This is a genomic window from Bradyrhizobium sp. HKCCYLRH3099 (assembly GCF_051167855.1).
GTDB lineage: Bacteria > Pseudomonadota > Alphaproteobacteria > Rhizobiales > Xanthobacteraceae > Bradyrhizobium.
Map to the genome: position 1 here is coordinate 514,930 of NZ_JBNPTW010000003.1, position 18,696 is coordinate 533,625.

The 18,696-nt window shown below is 66.1% G+C and carries 16 protein-coding genes; 12 read left to right on the forward strand and 4 right to left on the reverse strand.

Annotated features, from left to right (window positions below; genetic code table 11):
- The first annotated feature begins 92 nt into the window (after window positions 1-92).
- Window positions 93-1,781 (forward strand): 2,3-epoxybenzoyl-CoA dihydrolase, encoded by a 1,689-nt coding sequence (gene boxC / locus ACQR1Y_RS10530; protein WP_434880043.1) that lies wholly within the window; start codon window positions 93-95, stop codon window positions 1,779-1,781.
- 76 nt (window positions 1,782-1,857) lie between these two features.
- Window positions 1,858-3,309 carry a benzoyl-CoA 2,3-epoxidase subunit BoxB gene (gene boxB / locus ACQR1Y_RS10535; RefSeq protein WP_434856462.1) on the forward strand — a complete coding sequence of 484 codons (1,452 nt, stop codon included), beginning with the start codon at window positions 1,858-1,860 and terminating at the stop codon, window positions 3,307-3,309.
- Between the two features lie 260 nt (window positions 3,310-3,569).
- On the opposite strand, the gene ACQR1Y_RS10540 is transcribed toward boxB, so the two are convergent.
- Window positions 3,570-4,379, reverse strand: coding sequence for an SDR family oxidoreductase (locus ACQR1Y_RS10540; RefSeq protein ID WP_434880044.1), 810 nt, complete (start codon window positions 4,377-4,379; stop codon window positions 3,570-3,572).
- A 170-nt stretch (window positions 4,380-4,549) separates the two neighbouring features.
- Between ACQR1Y_RS10540 and ACQR1Y_RS10545 the strand changes: the two genes are divergently transcribed.
- Window positions 4,550-5,830, forward strand: coding sequence for a hypothetical protein (locus ACQR1Y_RS10545; protein WP_434880045.1), 1,281 nt, complete (start codon window positions 4,550-4,552; stop codon window positions 5,828-5,830).
- An 8-nt stretch (window positions 5,831-5,838) separates the two neighbouring features.
- On the opposite strand, the gene ACQR1Y_RS10550 is transcribed toward ACQR1Y_RS10545, so the two are convergent.
- Window positions 5,839-6,897: a polysaccharide deacetylase family protein gene (locus tag ACQR1Y_RS10550; protein WP_434880046.1), complete on the reverse strand. Its 1,059-nt coding sequence runs from the start codon at window positions 6,895-6,897 to the stop codon at window positions 5,839-5,841.
- 165 nt (window positions 6,898-7,062) lie between these two features.
- On the opposite strand from ACQR1Y_RS10550, the gene ACQR1Y_RS10555 reads away from it, so the two are divergent.
- The 4 genes from ACQR1Y_RS10555 (at window position 7,063) to ACQR1Y_RS10570 (ending at window position 11,586) form a co-directional block, all read left to right on the forward strand.
- Window positions 7,063-8,457 (forward strand): OmpA family protein, encoded by a 1,395-nt coding sequence (locus tag ACQR1Y_RS10555; protein ID WP_434880047.1) that lies wholly within the window; start codon window positions 7,063-7,065, stop codon window positions 8,455-8,457.
- 2 nt (window positions 8,458-8,459) lie between these two features.
- On the forward strand, window positions 8,460-8,765 hold the full coding sequence (locus ACQR1Y_RS10560; protein WP_434880048.1) for a hypothetical protein: 306 nt from the start codon (window positions 8,460-8,462) through the stop codon (window positions 8,763-8,765).
- A 426-nt stretch (window positions 8,766-9,191) separates the two neighbouring features.
- Window positions 9,192-10,247: a lysylphosphatidylglycerol synthase domain-containing protein gene (locus tag ACQR1Y_RS10565; protein ID WP_434880049.1), complete on the forward strand. Its 1,056-nt coding sequence runs from the start codon at window positions 9,192-9,194 to the stop codon at window positions 10,245-10,247.
- Between the two features lie 28 nt (window positions 10,248-10,275).
- Window positions 10,276-11,586, forward strand: coding sequence for an ATP-binding protein (locus ACQR1Y_RS10570; protein ID WP_434880050.1), 1,311 nt, complete (start codon window positions 10,276-10,278; stop codon window positions 11,584-11,586).
- Between the two features lie 63 nt (window positions 11,587-11,649).
- Here ACQR1Y_RS10570 and ACQR1Y_RS10575 read toward each other — a convergent pair whose 3' ends face one another.
- Window positions 11,650-12,165 carry a GcrA family cell cycle regulator gene (locus tag ACQR1Y_RS10575; protein ID WP_257167179.1) on the reverse strand — a complete coding sequence of 172 codons (516 nt, stop codon included), beginning with the start codon at window positions 12,163-12,165 and terminating at the stop codon, window positions 11,650-11,652.
- A 473-nt stretch (window positions 12,166-12,638) separates the two neighbouring features.
- Between ACQR1Y_RS10575 and ACQR1Y_RS10580 the strand changes: the two genes are divergently transcribed.
- From ACQR1Y_RS10580 to ACQR1Y_RS10600, 5 genes are all read left to right on the forward strand, one after another.
- The gene (locus ACQR1Y_RS10580; protein ID WP_434880051.1) at window positions 12,639-13,847 is read left to right on the forward strand and encodes an aspartate aminotransferase family protein; all 1,209 of its coding nucleotides are present in this window, start codon (window positions 12,639-12,641) and stop codon (window positions 13,845-13,847) included.
- An 8-nt stretch (window positions 13,848-13,855) separates the two neighbouring features.
- Window positions 13,856-14,782: an ornithine carbamoyltransferase gene (argF, locus tag ACQR1Y_RS10585; RefSeq protein ID WP_434880069.1), complete on the forward strand. Its 927-nt coding sequence runs from the start codon at window positions 13,856-13,858 to the stop codon at window positions 14,780-14,782.
- Window positions 14,783-15,092: 310 nt separating this feature from the next.
- On the forward strand, window positions 15,093-16,100 hold the full coding sequence (locus ACQR1Y_RS10590; RefSeq protein WP_434880052.1) for an Hsp33 family molecular chaperone: 1,008 nt from the start codon (window positions 15,093-15,095) through the stop codon (window positions 16,098-16,100).
- A gap of 297 nt (window positions 16,101-16,397) precedes the next feature.
- Window positions 16,398-16,775 (forward strand): hypothetical protein, encoded by a 378-nt coding sequence (locus ACQR1Y_RS10595; protein ID WP_315783032.1) that lies wholly within the window; start codon window positions 16,398-16,400, stop codon window positions 16,773-16,775.
- Between the two features lie 139 nt (window positions 16,776-16,914).
- Entirely contained in the window at window positions 16,915-17,295 is a 381-nt protein-coding gene (locus ACQR1Y_RS10600) for a hypothetical protein (RefSeq protein ID WP_434880053.1), read from the forward strand.
- Between the two features lie 780 nt (window positions 17,296-18,075).
- Here the strand turns inward: ACQR1Y_RS10600 and apaG are convergent.
- Window positions 18,076-18,471, reverse strand: a complete 396-nt coding sequence (apaG, locus tag ACQR1Y_RS10605; RefSeq protein ID WP_434856451.1) for a Co2+/Mg2+ efflux protein ApaG — start codon at window positions 18,469-18,471, stop codon at window positions 18,076-18,078.
- Window positions 18,472-18,696: the final 225 nt, after the last annotated feature.

Here is an 18,696-nt window from a genome sequence, read left to right on the forward strand (position 1 = left end):
AAAATGCATGTTTCGGCATTTCCTCGTAGACGGCAGCCAGAACATGCATTATTTTACATCTCAACGATAAGCACTCCAACGAAGGGTGACTCATGGCCGGGGAAGACCGCGTACTCGCGGGAGGCAAGACGTTCATCGATTTTCAGACCGATCCCTCCCGCTACAAGCATTGGAAGCTCTCGATCGACGGCGAGGTGGCGACGCTCGCCATGGACGTCGACGAGAATGGCGGCCTGTTCGAGGGCTACCAGCTCAAGCTCAATTCCTATGATCTCGGCGTCGACATCGAGCTGGCCGACGCCGTGCAGCGGCTGCGCTTCGAGCATCCCGAGGTGAAGGTCGTCGTGTTGCGCTCGGCCAAGCCGCGCGTGTTCTGCGCCGGCGCCAACATCCGCATGCTCGCGGGCGCCACCCACGCCCACAAGGTGAACTTCTGCAAGTTCACCAACGAGACCCGCAACGGCTTCGAGGACTCGTCCGAGAATTCCGGCCAGCGCTTCATCACCGTCGTGAACGGCACCGCGGCCGGCGGCGGCTATGAGCTCGCGCTCGCCACCGACCACATCATCCTCGCCGATGACGGCTCGTCCTCGGTGTCGCTGCCGGAGGTGCCGCTGCTGGCGGTGCTGCCGGGCACCGGCGGTCTCACCCGCGTCGTCGACAAGCGCAAGGTGCGCCGCGACCGCGCGGACGCGTTCTGCACCACGGAGGAGGGCGTCAAGGGCAAGCGCGCCGTACAATGGCGGCTGGTCGATGAGATCGCGCCGAACTCCAAGGTCGACGCCAAGGTCGCCGAGCGCGCCAAGGAATTCGCCGCGGCGTCCAAGCGCAACGGCAGCGGCAAGGGCGTCGCGCTGACCCCGCTGAAGCGCGTGATCGACGCATCGAGCGTGCGCTACGGCTTCGTCAATGTCGATATCGACCGTGCCGCCCGCATCGCCACGATCACCATCTCGGCGCCGGAAGCGGCGCCGCCGGCCGATATCGACGGCATGATCGGGCAGGGCGCGTCCTTCTGGCCGCTGCAGGTCGCGCGCGAGCTCGATGACGCCATCCTGCATCTGCGCATCAACGAACTCGGCATCGCCATGCTGGTGTTCAAGTCGCATGGCGACCGCGCCCATGTCCTGGCCCATGACGCGTTCCTCGAAGCCAACAAGGCGCATTGGCTGGTCAACGAAATCAGGCACTATTGGAAGCGCGTGCTGAAGCGCATCGACGTCACGTCGCGCACGCTGGTCACGCTGGTCGAGCCCGGCTCCTGCTTCGCCGGCACCCTGGCCGAGCTCGTGTTCGCTTCCGACCGCTCCTACATGCTGATCGGCACCATCCAGGGCGACAACCGCCCGGCGCCGGCGATCGAATTGTCGGCGATGAATTTCGGCCCCTATCCGATGAGCCACGGCCTGACACGGCTGCAGTCGCGCTTCCTCGATGATCCCAACGGGCTCGAGCGCGTGCACGAGCATATCGGCAAGCCGCTCGAAGCCGATGACGCCGAGGAGCTTGGCCTCGTCACCTTCGCGCTCGATGACATCGACTGGGAGGACGAGATCCGCGTCTTCCTCGAGGAGCGCGCCAGCTTCTCGCCGGACAGCCTTACCGGCCTCGAGGCCAATCTGCGCTTCGCCGGCCCCGAGACGATGGAATCGAAGATCTTCGCCCGCCTCACCGCCTGGCAGAACTGGATCTTCCAGCGCCCCAACGCGGTCGGCGAGGACGGCGCACTCCGGCGCTACGGCACCGGCGAGCGGCCGCAATACGACATGACGCGCGTATAGTTCTCATCCGTCATGGCCGGGCTTGACCCGGCCATCCACGAGCCAAGCAGCTCGAACGAATTCAGGGAGGCACGCCATGAACATGAACATCATGAACGTCGACTACTCGACCAAGATCCCGAACAACGTGAATCTCGCCGAGGACCGCCAGGTCCTGAAGGCGCTGGAAGGCTGGCATCCCGGCTACGTCGACTGGTGGAACGACATGGGCCCGGAAGGTTTCCAGCAGTCGCTGGTCTACTTGCGCACGGCCTATTCGGTCGACCCGCGCGGCTGGGCCAAGTTCGACTACGTCAAGATGCCCGACTATCGCTGGGGCATCCTGCTGGCTCCGCAGGAAGAGAACCGCAAGATCCCGTTCGGCGAGCATTATGGCGAGCCGGCGTGGCAGGAGGTCCCCGGCGAATACCGCGCGCTGATGCGCCGCCTGATCGTGATCCAGGGCGACACCGAGCCGGCCTCGGTCGAGCAGCAGCGCCATCTCGGCAAGACCGCGCCCTCGCTCTACGACATGCGCAACCTGTTCCAGGTCAATGTCGAGGAGGGCCGTCACCTCTGGGCGATGGTCTACCTGCTGCAGAAATATTTCGGCCGCGACGGCCGCGAAGAGGCGGATGATCTGCTGCGCCGCCGCTCGGGCGATGCGGATTCTCCGCGCATGCTCGGCGCCTTCAACGAGAAGACGCCGGACTGGCTGTCCTTCTTCATGTTCACCTATTTCACCGACCGCGACGGCAAGATGCAGCTGCACTCGCTCGCGCAGTCCGGCTTCGATCCGCTGTCGCGCACCTGCCGCTTCATGCTGACCGAAGAGGCGCACCACATGTTCGTCGGCGAGACCGGCGTCGGCCGCGTCATCCAGCGCACCGTCGATGCGATGCGCGCCGCCGGCATCGACGATCCCACCGATATCGCCAAGGTGCGCGCGCTCGGCGTCATCGATTTGCCGACGATCCAGAAGAAGCTGAACCTGCACTACACGCTGTCGCTCGACCTGTTCGGCTCGGAGGTCTCGACCAACGCGGCGAACGCCTTCAATGCCGGCATCAAGGGCCGCTACCACGAGACCCAGATCCAGGACGATCACCAGCTCAAGAACTCGACCTATCCGGTGCTGAAGCTGGTCGACGGCGAGATCAAGCGCGTCGACGAGCCTGCCTTGACTGCACTCAACATGCGCCTGCGCGACGACTACTCGCAGGACTGCATCAAGGGCCTGCTGCGCTGGAACAAGATCATCACCACGGCCGGCTACGACTTCGAGCTGAAGCTGCCGCACACCGCCTTCCACCGCGCCATCGGCGAGTTCAAGGACGTCCATGCGACACCCGACGGCATCCTGATCGACGAGGGCACCTGGCAGAAGCGCAAGGGCGACTGGCTGCCGTCGTCCGACGACGGCGCCTACATCTCCTCGCTGATGAAGCCGGTCACCGAGATCGGCGAATACGCCTCCTGGATCGCCCCGCCGAAGGTCGGCATCGACAACAAGCCAGGCGACTTCGAGTACGTGAAGATCGAGACCTGATGAGAGGCGAATAGGGAGTTAAGAGCGGCGAATAGGAAGCTGCCCGCTATCCCACCTCGCGAAGCCACTGTCAGCGCCTGATCTCGAACCGCTGAAGTCGAGATCGATGACCGGAACTCGCTCTGTTCCCTCCCCCCTTGTGGGGGAGGGCTAGGGAGGGGGGTAGCCACGGAGACGGTCGTTCGTGGCTACCCCCCCTCTCCACCTCTCCCCCACAAGGGGGGAGAGAGCAGACTTTTCGTGGCGATAGAGTTTCGGCCTCAGCTATCCCAGCCCGCGCCCGGAATGCCCGGGTTGGCGTACACGATCCCGCCATCCACCGCGATCGTGTTCCCCACCACATAGTCGCCCGCACGTGACGCCAGGAAGATCGCGGTGCCTGCCATGTCCTCGTCGGTGCCGATGCGCCCCGCGGGGACGCGGGTTGCGACCTCGTCGGCATGGTCGCGGGCGGCCTTGTTCATGTCGGACTTGAACGGACCCGGCGCGATCGCGGTGACCACGATATGGTCCTTGATCAGTTTCGCCGCCATGCGCCGCGTCAGGTGGATCAGGCCGGACTTGCTCGCCGCATAGGAATACGTCTCCAGCGGGTTGACGAAGATGCCGTCGATCGAGGCGATGTTGATCACCTTGGCCGGCCGCTCGGCGCTCGCAGCCGCGCGCAAGGGCGCGGCCAACGCCTTGGTCAGGAAGAACGGCGTCTTGACGTTGAGGTTCATCACCTTGTCCCAGCCGCTCTCCGGGAATTCGTCGAAGTCGGCGCCCCAGGCCGCGCCGGCATTGTTGACGAGGATGTCGAGCCTGGGCTCGCGTGTCTTGATCTCGCCGGCGAGCATGTCGATCCCTGCCATGGTCGAGATGTCGATCGGCAGCGCGATGCATTCACCGCTATACTCGGCCGACAGCTGCTTCGCCGTCTCCTCGCACGGGCCGGCCTTGCGGGCCGTGATGTAGACCCGCGCCGCGCCCTGCGCGAGCAGGCCGGCCGCGATCATCTTACCGATGCCGCGCGAGCCGCCGGTGACCAGCGCGATGCGGCCGTCGAGCGAGAACAGATTTTTCAGCATGTGGTTTCCTCCTGTCGTTGTTACCCGTTCTGGGTGGCCCGATCGTTCGAGTCAAGCGATGGAACGAAGCCGCGGGCGGCATATGAAGCGTGAGCTTGCGCGACCCGCTTTGTCACCACAACCGCCGCCGTGATATCGTCGGTGCCGTTGCGTGATGAGTCGGTGACTTGATGTTCGAGTGGATCAAGAAGCGTTTTGTTCGGGAGCAGGCGGAAGATCTCACGACCGAGTTCGTGCGGACGTTGATTGCAGAGTGCCGTCGGCAAGGTCTCGTTGTGCAAAGCTTCGATCCGTCCGCCCGCAGCTTCGTCGCCGCTCTGCAGGACGGCTCGCAGGTCACCGCCTTCATCGACAACACCTTCACCGAATGGCAGGCGCGGCTGCCATCCCGCCGGGAGGAATTGGTCGCCCGTTTCGTGCGCTCGCTGGTCGAAGCGCGCAGTCACGGCACGCTCTCGCCGGAGAGTCTTGCGGATGAGCTGATGCCGGGAATTCGCTCCCGCGTGCTGGTCAGCGAGCTGATGCTCCGCGATTGGATCGGCGGCGGTCCGGCTGATGACAGCCGTGTGACGGCGTCACTGCCATTCGCAGCGGACCTTGTCGTCTGCGCCATTCGTGATCGGCCCGACAGCATGTCGCTCCTGAAGGTGGATGAGCTTGTGGCGGCCGAAATGCCGCTGGACCGTGCGCTTCGCCAGGCCATGGTGAACTTTCGCGCAAGAATGCCGCAGCCGGTGTTCGAGCCGCTGGGGCAGGGGCTGTTCGGCTGTGCCAACCTCGGGGACTATCAATCGTCACTGCTGCTGCTGGCGCCGGGCGAGGACTACGCGCTGCCGCCGCTCGACGGTGCGCCGGTGGCCGCCGTTCCCGGGCGCAACGTCTTCTACGTTGCCGGATCCAACGACCCCGCGGGGCTGGTGCGGCTGCTCGAGATTTCCGCCAGCGCCGCTGAGACGCCGCATTTCTGCACGGCGTCGCTGCTGCAGTGGAACGGAGAGCGGTGGGGCGGGGCCACGCTGGCCAATGCCGCGCTCGAGGCCCGTCACCGCGACATCCGCCAGCAGCGGCTTGTGGCCGACTATGACCGGCAGAAGCAGCTGCTCGATCACTACCACCAGCTCCATGGACAGGACGTGTTCGTGGCCAGCCTGCAGCTGTATCGTGCCAAGGACGAGCCGGTGTCGTTCAGCGTGACCACGCTGGCCTCCGGCACTCATGGAACGTTGTTGCCGCGGGCCGATCGGCTGGCCCTCGTCTGGCAGGTGATCGATCCCGGCACCGGACTGGCAGCGTCGAAGCCCGGCGATGTGCTTCACGTGACCTGGCCGGATGCGATGACCGTTGTCGGCGGTTTGTTCGCGCCCGTGCCGCATCTGTACCCGCCGCGGTTTCGCGCTCTCGGTTTCCCCGATCGCGAAGCCTGGGCCCGGCTGGAAGCGATGGCGCGCTGATCAGTTGCTCACGCCGCGTCGATGCGGCGGAAACCGTTCCACATCGCGGTGGCCGCGCCGGAGGTCAGCACCGGCAGCACGCGCGCCTCCTGATAGTGGCCGTTCAGCGAGACGCGCGACAGCGCGGTGAGATGGTCGGCGCTCTCGGCGAAGATCATGCCGGGGCGCGTTGTGACAGCGGTCTTGTACCCGCTCGCGGCCGCCAGCACGAACTCCCGCTGCGCGGCGGCGGCACGGTCGCCATAGGGATAGGCCATGTGCAGGACCTCCCGCTGCAACTCGGCCTCGATCCGGGCCCGGCTTTCGGTGATCTCGATCCGCGCCGTGTCCTCGGTCTGCTTAGCGAGATTGCAATGGCTGATCGAATGCGCGCCGATCGAGATCAGCGGCTCGGCCGCGAGCGCGCGGAGCTCGTCCCAGGACATGCAGAGCTCGCGGCTGATGACGGTCTCATCGATGCCGTGGCGCGCGCACAGCGCGCTGATCTCGCGCCGGACGTCGTGGTCGCCGGGCAGGGCGCGCAGCCAGTCGTGCAGGCGCTGGAAGGTCACGCATTTGGCCGACGGCGTCGATGCATCGAGCCGCACGGGCAGGCCGCCGATCTCGACCTCGATCGCCTGCGCCTTTGCGACCAGCCGTTCCAGCGCGACCCACCACAGCCGGCCCTGCCCCGAGGCGAAGTCGCTGGTGACGTAGATCGTGAACGGCGCGTCGAACTCGCGCATCACAGGCAGGGCGAAGTCGCGGTTGTCGCGGTAGCCGTCGTCGAAGGTGAAGCAGGCGAAGCGGCGGGTGAAATTCCGTGCCACCAGCCGCTGATGCATGTCGTCGAGGGTGATGATGTCGATGTCATGCGCGCGCAGGTGCGACAACATTTCGCGCAGGAAATCCGGCGTGACTTCGAGATGACAATTGGGCTGAAAAGCGGCGTCGCGCGCCGGCCGGACGTGGTGCAGCGTATAGATCGCGCCGACGCCGGAGAAGATCGGGCGCAGCCAGACATGCGCGCCGCTCAGATACAGCGCTTCCAGGCCGGCGCGGATAAAGGTTTTGCGAAATCGCCTCATCTGAAATAAGCGGCCCGGTGAGTGTCGGGACGAGATTACCGACAAACCGCTGAAGAAAACCTTAGTCCTGACGTTGCAAGATACCGGAAAGCTCGCCTCATTTCCGGTTTGACAGGCATGCAAGGGTTTGTTTTCTCTCTGCTTCCTCGATGCGACGGATGACGAATGCGCGGACTTTTCAGGTGGAGCGGCAAATGGTGGCCCGGCGTCATCCCGCTGATCGTGCTCTGGGGCTTTGCGGCCTGGACGAGCACCGTTCCCCTGGAAAATGACCTCGCCAGCCGCAGTTCGGCCGCACTTCGTGGCGCCGTGCTCGACCGCACCAGCATCACCGTCGACGGCCGCGATGTCGAGCTGCGCGCCAATGCATTTTCGGAGGCGGGACGCCGCGACGCCGTTGCCGCCGTCGACAATGTCGCCGGCGTGCGGCTGGTCAACGACGAGACGCGGCTGGTCCCCGAGGCCAAGCCGTTCGTGTGGTCGGCCGAGCGCGACGTCGTTCGCGTGACGCTCGGCGGCAGCGCGCCGCTGCCGGCCTTGAAGGGCAAGCTCGTGGAAGCGACACGGGCGGCGCTGCCCGGCGTCGAGGTCGCGGACCAGATGGGCCTGGCGCGCGGCGCGCCGGCGCGCTTCGAGGACGCGGCGCTGCTTCTGATCGGCCAGATCGGCAAGCTCAAGGACGGCAAGTTCACGATCTCCGATGGCGACGTCACGCTGACCGGCATGGCCCGCGAGCTCGGTGGTCGCGAAGCGATCGCAACTGCGCTCGGCAAGCTGCCGGACGGCTTCAAGGTCGCGAGCAACGAGGTCAAGGCGCCGCCCTATATCTTCCAGGCCTACAAGGATCCGGTCGCCGTCACCGTGACGCTCGCGGGCAACGTGCCCGATGAGAACATTCATGCCGTGGTCGTCGGCTCGTCGTCGCGCAAATTCTTCAGCGAGAAGGTCGTCGACAATCTCAAGAACAGCGTCGGTGCGCCCGCCAATTTCGTCAATGCGGTGGTGCCGGCCCTGGGCGCGCTGTCGCGGCTGTCGACGGGGACGCTGGTTGTCTCCGACCGCGACATCAAGATCTCCGGTGACGCGCTCTATGACGCCGCGGCGGCCCAGATCCGCACCGGGCTCGCCAAGGAGGTGCCGCAGGGCTGGCAGGTGAAGGCCGAGATCACCGTCAAGCCGCCCGCCGCCCCGGTCGATCCGACGGTCTGCCAGCAGCTGTTCTCGGACGTGCTGGGCAAGGCGAAGATCCGCTTCGAGACCGGCCGCAGCGACCTCGATCGCGACTCCACCGGGCTGCTCGACCGCCTCGTCGAGATCGCGTTCCGCTGCCCCGCGGCCAATGTCGAGATCATCGGCCACACCGATGCCGACGGCGACTCCGCGGCCAACCAGGTGCTGTCGCAGAAGCGCGCCCAGGCGGTGGCCGACTATCTGGTCAAGGCCGGACTGCCGGCCGACCGCTTCAGCCCGATCGGCTATGGCAGCACCCAGCCGGTCGCCGCCAACGACACCGCCGACGGCCGCGCGCAGAACCGGCGCATCGAATTCGTGGTGAGGTGAGCATGGCCTATCTCGTTGCCTTCCACTGGGGCTGGCTGGCCGGCGCCTTCGCTATCGGGCTGGCCATGGGCTGGGTCGCCGTGGTGCATCGCGCCCCGCGCGTCTCGGGCTGGCTGACCTGGCTGCTGGCGGCGCTGGCCATAGGCCTGGTCGCGGCCGCCGTGACCAGCCTCGTGCCCGGCCGGGCCGGCTATTGGCTCGAACTGCTGCTGGTGATGTTCGTGCCGTATCTGGCCGGCTGCGCGATCGGCACCTGGCTGCGGGCCATGGTGGTCACCCGCAGCATGCGGCAGCGCTCGGCGGCCTGAGGCCCTGCGGCCGCGTTCGGTGGCCGGCCCGGGTCCTGTCGCAGATGCGAGACACGAAGGTTTGACGGCCTCGGCGCCTTTCAACCGCGCATCCGGTGCTTATCGTCATGGGCGGTGATCGACCGCCATCGAGGACCCCCTGGAAAGCCCGGGGGCGGGTGTCCCTCACCGAAGTTTAACCCGGAAATCGCAGGCTGAACGGCGGCGAGGCAGTTGCCTGCTGGTCTTGCCTCAAGTGCGGCAAAACGGTGCATCGCATTTCCGTAAAGCCTGCTAAGTATATCCATGTGTACGCTTTTGTTCGCACGCTCCGTGTTCCCCAATGCGCCGAAACGCGCTACCACGGCGTTGTATGCGCACATGACGAGGCGCCTTCAGGACGCCCCGTCGACGGCCGTCGTGATGGGATCGCGGTGAGAGGTGTCGATGCTTGAAGCCATACGCAGAGCGGCCGCGTTCCTGCGCGAGAAGCAAGTCCTGCACAAGCTCGGCGTGCTGATCAGCATCGCGGTCATCGCGGTCGCCTGTTACGTCCTCTACCACATGCTGCGCGGCATCGACACCTACGAGGTGCTGGAAGCGATCAAGAGTACCGAGCCGCACCAGATCGCGCTCGCCGCTCTGTTCGTCGCCGCCGGCTATTTCACGCTGACCTTCTACGATCTGTTCGCGGTGCGCGCGATCGGCCACGACCATGTGCCGTACCGCATCAATGCGCTGGCCGCCTTCACCAGCTATTCGATCGGCCACAATGTCGGCGCCAGCGTCTTCACCGGCGGCGCCGTGCGCTACCGCGTCTATTCCGCCTATGGGCTGAACGCGATCGACGTCGCGAAGATCTGCTTTCTCGCCGGCCTGACCTTCTGGCTCGGCAACGCCGCCGTGCTCGGAATGGGCATCTGCTATCATCCGGAAGCCGCGGCCTCGATCGACCAGCTGCCGCCCTGGGTCAACCGCCTGGCCGCGATCGCCATCCTGGCCGGCCTCACGGGCTATGTCGCCTGGGTCTGGACCAAGCCGCGCGTGGTCGGCCGCGGCCCCTGGAGCGTCACGCTGCCGGGCGGGCCGCTGACCCTGCTGCAGATCGCGATCGGCATCATCGACCTCGGTTTCTGCGCGCTGGCGATGTACGTGCTGGTGCCGGACGAGCCCAACCTCGGCTTCGTCGTCGTCGCCGTCATCTTCGTCTCGGCCACCTTGCTCGGCTTCGCCAGCCACTCTCCCGGCGGGCTCGGCGTGTTCGATGCCGCCATGCTGGTCGGCCTCTGGCAGATGGACCGCGAGGAGCTGCTGGCGGGAATGCTGCTGTTCCGGATGCTGTATTATTTGGCGCCGTTCCTCATTTCTGTAATCTTGCTGACGTTTCGCGAGGTCATTATCAGCGCGAGGTCGAAACGGCTGCGCCAGGCCGCGCTCAGCCTCGACCCCACCCCTCCGCCTGAGGCCGCCTTTGCAAGGAAGCGCAGCGATTCCGGTGCCTGACGCGACCTCCAGGGAACAGTAGGACGCAATGGCCCTCGACGCTCCCTCCGATCCGGTGCTCTCGATCTTCTCCCCCTGGCCTGACCGGCTGCGCCATTCCGCGATCATCCTGCTGGCCGCCGCGATCGCGCTGACCGGTCTGGTGCTGCTCGACGAATTGCTGCCGCTGCGGGCGCTGGCGGTATTCCTGTGCATCTCGGCGGCCGCCCTGGTGCCGTGGCGGCTGCACAGCGCGGTGGCCAAGCGCGAGGAGGAGCAGCGCCACGCCAACCCGGTCGAGGCGCCCGCCGTCAGTGCCCTGGTGGACGGCATTCCCGATCCGGCCGTGCTGCTCGACCGCGCCGGCCGCGTCATCCACCTCAATGCCGCCGCCGCCCAGCTCGCGCCCGCTCTGCGCAAGGGCGAGCTCGCGCAATTTGCGCTGCGCACGCCGGAGATCATCACCGCGTTGCGCGAGGCCATCGCCACCACCGAGATCCGCCGCGCCACCTATCACGACCACGTGCCCGTGGATCGCTGGATGGAGCTGATCATCACGCCGGTGCCGGTGCCGACCGCGTTCGGCGGCACCGACAAATGCATGCTGATGACCTTCCACGATTTGACGCCGCTGCGCCGGGTCGAGGAGATGCGCGCCGATTTCGTCGCCAATGCCAGCCACGAGCTGCGCACGCCGCTCGCCGCGCTCTCCGGCTTCATCGACACGCTGCAGGGCCCTGCCAAGGACGATCCGAAGGCGCGCGAGCGCTTCCTCGGCATCATGCACACCCAGGCCACGCGCATGGCGCGGCTGATCGACGACCTCTTGTCGCTGTCGCGCGTGGAGCTGTCGGCGCATGTCCGCCCGGACACGCTGGTCGATGTCGTTCCGATCATTCGCCAGGTCACCGACGGGCTCGAGCCGCTGGCCAGGGAGCGTCAGGTGGTGATCGAGACCACGGTGCCGGAGACGCCGGTGACCATCGCCGGCGACCGCGAGGAGCTGCTGCGCGTGTTCGAAAACCTGATCGAGAACGCGCTCAAATACGGCGCCTCCGGCGGCCGCGTGATCGTATCGCTGGAGCAGGCGGTGTCTGCCGAGAATGCCCCGGAGATCCGCGTCAAGGTGCGCGATTTCGGCCCCGGCATCGCGCCGGAGCATCTGCCGCGGCTCACCGAGCGGTTCTATCGCGTCGATGTCGGCGACAGCCGCGCGCAGGGCGGCACCGGCCTCGGCCTGTCATTGGTGAAGCACATCCTCAATCGCCATCGCGGCCGGCTGCTGATCGAAAGCGTGCCGCGCAACGGCGCCGCGTTCACCGCGTGCTTCCCGCAATCCCGCTCCGCGCGCGCATCCTGATCTGCCAGAAAGCAAAAGGCCCGGCGCAGGCCGGGCCATCATCCTCGTGATGAGTTGGGCCGCTCAGCGCGACGTCGACTTCGCCGGCTGGCGGCGCCGGTCGGCCGCGGGCTGATAGGCGACGCGCGAATGCTGCGCGCAATAGGGCAGGCCGGCGAGCGCCTTGCCGCCGCAGAAAAAGAAGTCCGGGCTCGAGGGATCGCCGACCGGCCAGTGGCAGGTCGCTTCATTGAGCTCCAGCAGCGACAGCCGCTGGTTCATCGGCACGACGTTGTCGAATGCAACTGGATCGGGCTCCGCCTCGACCTCGAAAACCTGTGCGAGCGCGGTGTTGCCGCGCGCCACCGGGCGCGCCACCCGCATCATCGGTTGAGCAGGACGGGCCGCCTTGCGCTGGCGTGGCGCCGCGGTGGCCGGGCTCTTGGCGCGGCCGGACAAGCCCAGCCGGTGCACCTTGCCGATCACGGCGTTGCGCGTCACGTTTCCGAGTTCCGCGGCGATCTGGCTGGCCGACAGTCCGGCCTCCCAGAGCTTTTTCAACTGCTCGACGCGATCGTCGGACCAGGTCAATACCGTCATCGAACCTTTCCCTTCGCGTTGCGCCGGCCAATTCTGGGACGGCGCTGCGATATCTGTCTCAAAAACCCCTGCCGGCAGAATCCCTTATCCCTCGCCGGGAGCGCGTGAAGCACCCGGACGTTACGCGAACTCAAGAACTCCTAGAGGGATCGGTTACTGCCGCACGAGATGTCGTACTCGACGCTGAAAACGCTACAATATGGCGTGACTCTCGCGCAAGAGTCGGTGGTCACCGTCCACACATTCCGCGGTTCCGTGTTGCATGTTTTGAGCTATGTCATGCGCCCGCAATGTCACGGGCCTGCGCCCATCGATCAGACGACGCGTAGTTGACTCCCACCGCCGCGCGCATACAATAGGTGCACGTGCCGCCTTGAAAAGGCGGCACATTTTGTTTTCCAGGGTGGGGTCCCTGATGCGCGATGGCATCGCATGGCGCGTGTCTCGGCCACCCGTCAGCTCATGTGATCGCCATGACAAGTGTTGCTGCTACGCATCTGCTCCCCGTATTCGCCCGGGTCGATCTGTCGTTCGAGCGCGGCGAAGGCGCGTGGCTGATCGCGACCAATGGTGATCGCTATCTCGACTTCACCTCCGGCGTCGCCGTCAATTCGCTCGGCCATGCGCATCCGCATCTGGTGAAGGCGCTGCAGGAGCAGGCGACGAAACTCTGGCACATGTCGAACCTGTTCAAGAGCCCGGACGGCGAACGTCTCGCCGCACGGCTGTGCGAGCAGAGCTTTGCCGACTACGTGTTCTTCGCCAATTCCGGCGCCGAGGCGATGGAAGGCGCGATCAAGATCACGCGCAAATATCACGCGGCGAAAGGCCATCCTGAACGTTACCGTATCATTACGTTCGAAGGCGCGTTCCACGGCCGCACCTTGGCGACGCTTGCGGCCACCGGTTCCGCGAAATATCTCGACGGCTTCGGCCCGCCGATGGATGGCTTCGACCAGGTTCCATTCGGCGACATCGAGGCGGTGAAGAAGGCGATCGGCCCGCACACGGCCGGCATCCTGGTGGAGCCGGTGCAGGGTGAAGGCGGCGTGCGCACCGCGCCGCTGTCCTTCTACAAGGCGCTGCGCCAGCTTTGCGACGACAACGGCCTGCTGCTCGTCATCGACGAGGTGCAGACCGGCATGGGCCGGACCGGCGACCTGTTCGCGCATCGCTGGCTCGGCGTCACGCCGGACGTGATGTCGCTCGCCAAGGCGCTGGGCGGTGGCTTCCCGATTGGCGCGGTGCTTGCGACAGCCGAGGCGGCTTCGGGCATGACGCCGGGCTCGCACGGCTCGACCTTCGGCGGCAATCCGCTGGCGGTGTCGGCGGCCAATGCGGTGCTCGACGTGATGCTCGCGCCCGGCTTCTTCGATCACGTCCGCAAGATGTCGCTGCTGTTGAAGCAGAAGCTCGCGGCGGTGAAAGACCGTCATCCCGACATCATCGCCGAAATCCGCGGCGAGGGTCTTTTGATCGGCGTCAAGGCGGTGGTGCCGTCGGGTGATCTTGTTGCCGCGCTGCGCGATCAGAAGCTCTTGACCGTCGGCGCCGGCGACAACGTCGTGCGCTTCCTGCCGCCGCTGATCGTCAATGAATCCGAAATCGAACAGTCGGTCGACATGCTCGATCGCGCCTGCACGGCGCTGTCGGGTCCTGGCAAGCAGGCGGCCGCATCATGAGCAGGACCATGGGCAAGACGCCGCGTCACTTCCTCGATCTCACCGAGATGCCGGTCGAGGAGCTGCGCAACATGCTGGCGCTGTCCAGCGCCATGAAGAAGACGCTGAAGGCCAACGAGCCGGCGAAGAAGCCGCTCGAGGGCAAGGTGCTGGCGATGATCTTCGACAAGCCGTCGACCCGCACGCGGGTGTCGTTCGACGTCGGCATGCGCCAGCTCGGCGGCGAGGCGATCATGCTGACCGGCGCCGAGATGCAGCTCGGCCGCGGCGAGACCATCGCCGACACCGCCCGCGTGCTGTCGCGCTATGTCGATGCGATCATGATCCGCATCTTGAGCCATGAGGCGCTGCTGGAGCTCGCCGCGCATGCCACCGTGCCGGTCATCAACGGCCTGACGCGGCGCTCGCATCCCTGCCAGGTGATGGCCGACGTCATGACCTTCGAGGAGCATCGCGGTTCGATCGAGGGCCGCACCGTGGCCTGGACCGGCGACGACAACAACGTGCTGGCCTCCTGGGCCCACGCCGCCGAGCGCTTCAAGTTCCGCCTCAACGTCGCCACGCCGCCGCAGCTGTCGCCGGGCAAGCCGATGAAGGATTTCATCCGCGCCACCAAGGCCGACATCCATCTCGGCCACGATCCGGACGTCGCGGTGAAGAACGCCGATTGCGTCATCACCGACACCTGGGTCTCGATGGGCGACAAGGACGGCGAGCACCGCCACAATCTGCTCAAGCCCTATCAGGTCAACTCCAAGCTGATGTCCTTGGCCAAGCCCGAGGCCCTGTTCATGCACTGCCTGCCCGCCCACCGCGGCGAGGAGGTCACCGACGAGGTCATCGACGGCCCGCAGTCGGTCGTGTTCGACGAAGCCGAAAACCGCCTGCATGCGCAAAAGGGCATCCTGGCGTGGTGTTTCGGCGAGCGGGCGTAGAGTATTGAGGATGCGTCGGCGTCTGCGCGTAGCCTCTGGCGCGGATATCTAATCAGTTCACGTTTGGCTCGGTGAGCCCAGCTCTCGCAGCGCCGACGGTGCGCTCCCTCTCCCCGTTCTTACGGGGAGAGGGGTGGGGTGAGGGGCAGCCGCGCGGGAAGTGGACGTGGTGAGACCTGTACCCCCTCACCCGGATTGCATCTGACGATGCAATCCGACCTCTCCCCGCAAGCGGGGAGAGGTCAGCAAGCCGCGGCATTGTCGCCTGTCACCGTCTTCCTTTTCGGTCAACCATCCCCAAATACGCCCCATGACAGCCAATCCCCCCGACACCAACATCAACCTCGACACCAGCCGCGCGCCCTCGGCCGTGCCGGTCGATGACGCCGTGCTGCCGTTCGAGGTCGCCGCGCTCGATCTGCGCGGGCGGCTGACCCGGATGGGGCCGGCGCTCGACGACATTCTCACCAAGCACGCTTATCCCGCGCCGGTCGGCAAGCTGCTCGGCGAGGCGATCGTGCTGACGACCTTGCTCGGCTCCGCGCTGAAGTTCGACGGCCGCTTCATCCTGCAGACCCAGACCGACGGCCCGGTGTCGTTCCTGGTGGTCGACTTCCAGGCCCCCGACCGCCTGCGTGCCTATGCGCGCTACGATGAGGCGCGGCTGCAGGAGCTGAAGGAGCAGGCCAAGGACTCCGGCACTCTGCTCGGCAAGGGCCATCTGGCGATGACCATCGACCAGGGTCCCGACATGAGCCGCTACCAGGGCCTCGTCGCGCTCACCGGCGGCAGCCTCGAGGAGGCCGCCCACGAATACTTCCTGCGCTCCGAGCAGATCCCGACGCGCGTGCGCCTCGCCGTCGGCGAGGAGTGGAGCGGCGGCAAGCACCGCTGGCGCGCCGGCGGCCTGCTGACGCAATTCCTGCCGCAAGCGCCCGAGCGCCTGCGCCAGGCCGACCTGCCTCCCGGCGACGCACCCGAGGGCACCGAACTGCACGCGGTCGAAGAGGACGAGGCCTGGGTCGAGGGCCAGTCGCTGGTTGCCACCGTCGAGGACGTCGAGCTGATCGATCCCGCACTGTCCGGCGAGCGGCTGCTGTACCGTCTCTTCCACGAGCGCGGTGTCCGCGTGTTCGATCTCGTGCCGCTGCAGGCGCGCTGCTCCTGCTCGCGCGATGCGGTCGCCAACATGCTGAAGAGCTTTTCGCCCGAGGACCGCGCCGACATGGTCAAGGACGACAAGGTCGTCGTCACCTGCGAGTTCTGCTCCTCGGTCTATCAGTTCACGCCGCACGAAGCGGACGTGACGGAGAACTGAGAGCGCAAGCCTGGCTCTGCAAGTCAGGGCGAAGTGGCGGAGCGAGCTATCTCCCCACGTCATCGCGAGCGCAGCGAAGCGATCCAGAGTGGTTTCCGCAGCTCTGGATCGCGTCGTCGCTTCGCTCCTCGCGATGACAGCAGTGTGAAACTCCTGCGTGGGCGCGCGCATGAATTCTGGCGGAGGAGCCGGACATCGCAAGCCTGCAACACGCCTGATCGTTCTCCCTTGCGCATCTCGACGTCTGCAATTCGCGCAGCTAAGGTTCCGGCGGGTTCAGGTGCTGGGGGCACTCGCATGCGTGCGCTGTTTGTTGTCGTCTCGCTTCTTCTGTCCGTCGTGGCGGCGCGCGCCGAGCGGGTGATCCCGTCCGGCAAGCCGCTGATCCTGTTCAACGCGACATCGGTCAATCCGGATTGCAGCGCGCTCGGCAATGTCGAGGTGCGGGTCGTGCAAGGCCCGGAGCACGGCAGGGTCTCGGTCAGCAGAACGCGCGTGTTTCCGAACTATGCGGCGGGCAATCTGCGCAGCACTTGCAACGCGCGCCGCGTGCCCGGCGTGCTGGTGACCTATGTCTCGCAGCGCGGCTATGTCGGCGACGATCTCGTCGTCATCGAGGTGTTCTTCCCGAACGGCCGCGCCCAGCGCGCCACCGTGGCCATCCGCGTGGTCTGATCGATCGGCTGCTCCGCGAAGGCGCGACATCGCGCGGATCGTTCGTCTGTCGAACTGGATGTTTGGGCATCCGAACGCTCTCGACGTTCGCAACCTCCGCGGCTAAGTTCCACTCGAAAGTCGTTGCCGGGGGCGTTGCATGCGTATGCTGTTGGTCGTGATCGGTCTGCTCGTGTCGATGGGGGCGGCGCAGGCCGCCACGAAGTTCGTCCTGTCGGGCAGGCCGGTGATCCTCTATCAGGCCGGCGCCACCAATCCGGATTGCACCGCCGCCGGCGAGGTCGTGCTGCGCGTCATTCAGGAGCCCGAGCATGGCAAGGTCACCATCCGCCGCGCCGGTTTCTATCCCACCTTTCCTGATGGCAATGTGCGCAGCGCCTGCAATCGCCGTCGGGTGCCCGGCGTGCAAGCCGTCTATACGTCTCAGCGCGGCTATGTCGGGATGGACACCGTCGTGATCGAAGCGTTCTGGCCGGCCGGCCGCGCCGTCCGCTTCACTGCGCCGATCCGGGTCATGTGAAACGTATCCGCTGCGACAGGCGGACGTTGTGAGTTCGTTGTCTTCGAAGGCCTGTCCTGCGCCGGCGCGCCAACGAGCTGCCCGTCGCGCTATTCTGCCGCAGCAACAAACAACTTGTGCCGTCGGGCAAATCAGGCGCACATTTCCGCGCGTCCCTGCTGCCGCATGAGGGGCGTGTCGCGACCGTCACGAGACGTTGGCAGTGGGATGCGATGGGCGTGTGTCGACGCAGCGTGGCTTGGTTCGCGCGGACGAACGGCGGTGCACGCACGGTCAAGTCGCGCGGTCCTGATATCCCGATGCTGATATCAACTCGCGTTGGAGCGCTGCTTCACGTGGGGATGGTGGCCAACAAGCCCGGCGCACCAGGGAGAACGCGAAGCAGCCGTTAAAACCGATCGCGCAGGGAGGGCCGGGTCGTTCCGGCTGAACCTGTGGTACCTGCCGCCTGCATTTTTTCTCGCAGGCGGGCCGCAGGCCTCAGCCGAGGCCTGGCTCTCCCTGCGCCCTCTGTTGGAAGAGGGCGGACGAAGAGGACAAAGCTCGGGCGCGGATGCGTGGCGAGGGCGTTGAGGCGTGTCGATCTGGCGAATGACTGCAACGTGGGTTCTGGCGGTCTTGCTCCGCTGTCATGCCCCGCGAGGGCGGGGCATCCAGTACGCCGAGCCCTCTCGTTTGATCACTGCGGTCCCGGAATACTGGATCGCCCGGTCAAGCCGGGCGATGACCGTGAGGGATCCGGCGTACACACCTACTCACCGCGAGACGTCAGCGCCCCCGCTAATTCAGCACCCGCTTGCCGCCATCAGGTCCGTCCAGCGAGAACGCCGGCACCGCGATATCGAACTGCTCGCCGCTCTCGCTCTCCATCTGATAGGAGCCCGACATGAAGCCGGAGGCGGTCGTCAGCGGCACGCCGGAGGTGTATTCGAACCGCTCGCCCGGCGCGAGCACCGGCTGCTCGCCGACCACGCCCTCGCCGCGGACCTCCTGCTGCCGGCCGACGCCGTCGGTGATGATCCAGTGACGGCTGCGCAGCCGCACCGTCTCCTCACCGGTATTAGTGATGACGACTGTATAGGACCAGAACCAGCGGCCATCCGTGACCGAGGATTTCTCGGGCAGGAAGTTGGGCTCGACGGTCACTTCGATGTGGCGAGTCACGGCGCGATACATGACGGCATTGTAGCGGAAACCGATGTCGGAACCAATCGTAACGCCATCGTGCTTTCAACACAGTTCCGCCTTATGGCACCAGAATCGCGGACTCTGCCGCCGGGTATCCTCCGATCCGTCGGTCGGGATCGGAGCCCCGGCGGGGCCGGCCGTCGTCGCCCCTGTGATGCGTTGCGATCGCTGCCGTTGGTCCGCGCGGCCGAAAAACTGGGCACGGCCCAGCCG

Bases quoted from the DNA above. Each gene is read 5' to 3' on its own strand.
- boxC (WP_434880043.1), top strand. From the start codon at position 93: ATGGCCGGGGAAGACCGCGTACTCGCGGGAGGCAAGACGTTCATCGAT.
- boxB (WP_434856462.1), top strand. From the start codon at position 1,858: ATGAACATGAACATCATGAACGTCGACTACTCGACCAAGATCCCGAAC.
- ACQR1Y_RS10540 (WP_434880044.1), bottom strand. From the start codon at position 4,379: ATGCTGAAAAATCTGTTCTCGCTCGACGGCCGCATCGCGCTGGTCACC.
- ACQR1Y_RS10545 (WP_434880045.1), top strand. From the start codon at position 4,550: ATGTTCGAGTGGATCAAGAAGCGTTTTGTTCGGGAGCAGGCGGAAGAT.
- ACQR1Y_RS10550 (WP_434880046.1), bottom strand. From the start codon at position 6,897: ATGAGGCGATTTCGCAAAACCTTTATCCGCGCCGGCCTGGAAGCGCTG.
- ACQR1Y_RS10555 (WP_434880047.1), top strand. From the start codon at position 7,063: ATGCGCGGACTTTTCAGGTGGAGCGGCAAATGGTGGCCCGGCGTCATC.
- ACQR1Y_RS10560 (WP_434880048.1), top strand. From the start codon at position 8,460: ATGGCCTATCTCGTTGCCTTCCACTGGGGCTGGCTGGCCGGCGCCTTC.
- ACQR1Y_RS10565 (WP_434880049.1), top strand. From the start codon at position 9,192: ATGCTTGAAGCCATACGCAGAGCGGCCGCGTTCCTGCGCGAGAAGCAA.
- ACQR1Y_RS10570 (WP_434880050.1), top strand. From the start codon at position 10,276: ATGGCCCTCGACGCTCCCTCCGATCCGGTGCTCTCGATCTTCTCCCCC.
- ACQR1Y_RS10575 (WP_257167179.1), bottom strand. From the start codon at position 12,165: ATGACGGTATTGACCTGGTCCGACGATCGCGTCGAGCAGTTGAAAAAG.
- ACQR1Y_RS10580 (WP_434880051.1), top strand. From the start codon at position 12,639: ATGACAAGTGTTGCTGCTACGCATCTGCTCCCCGTATTCGCCCGGGTC.
- argF (WP_434880069.1), top strand. From the start codon at position 13,856: ATGGGCAAGACGCCGCGTCACTTCCTCGATCTCACCGAGATGCCGGTC.
- ACQR1Y_RS10590 (WP_434880052.1), top strand. From the start codon at position 15,093: ATGACAGCCAATCCCCCCGACACCAACATCAACCTCGACACCAGCCGC.
- ACQR1Y_RS10595 (WP_315783032.1), top strand. From the start codon at position 16,398: ATGCGTGCGCTGTTTGTTGTCGTCTCGCTTCTTCTGTCCGTCGTGGCG.
- ACQR1Y_RS10600 (WP_434880053.1), top strand. From the start codon at position 16,915: ATGCGTATGCTGTTGGTCGTGATCGGTCTGCTCGTGTCGATGGGGGCG.
- apaG (WP_434856451.1), bottom strand. From the start codon at position 18,471: ATGTATCGCGCCGTGACTCGCCACATCGAAGTGACCGTCGAGCCCAAC.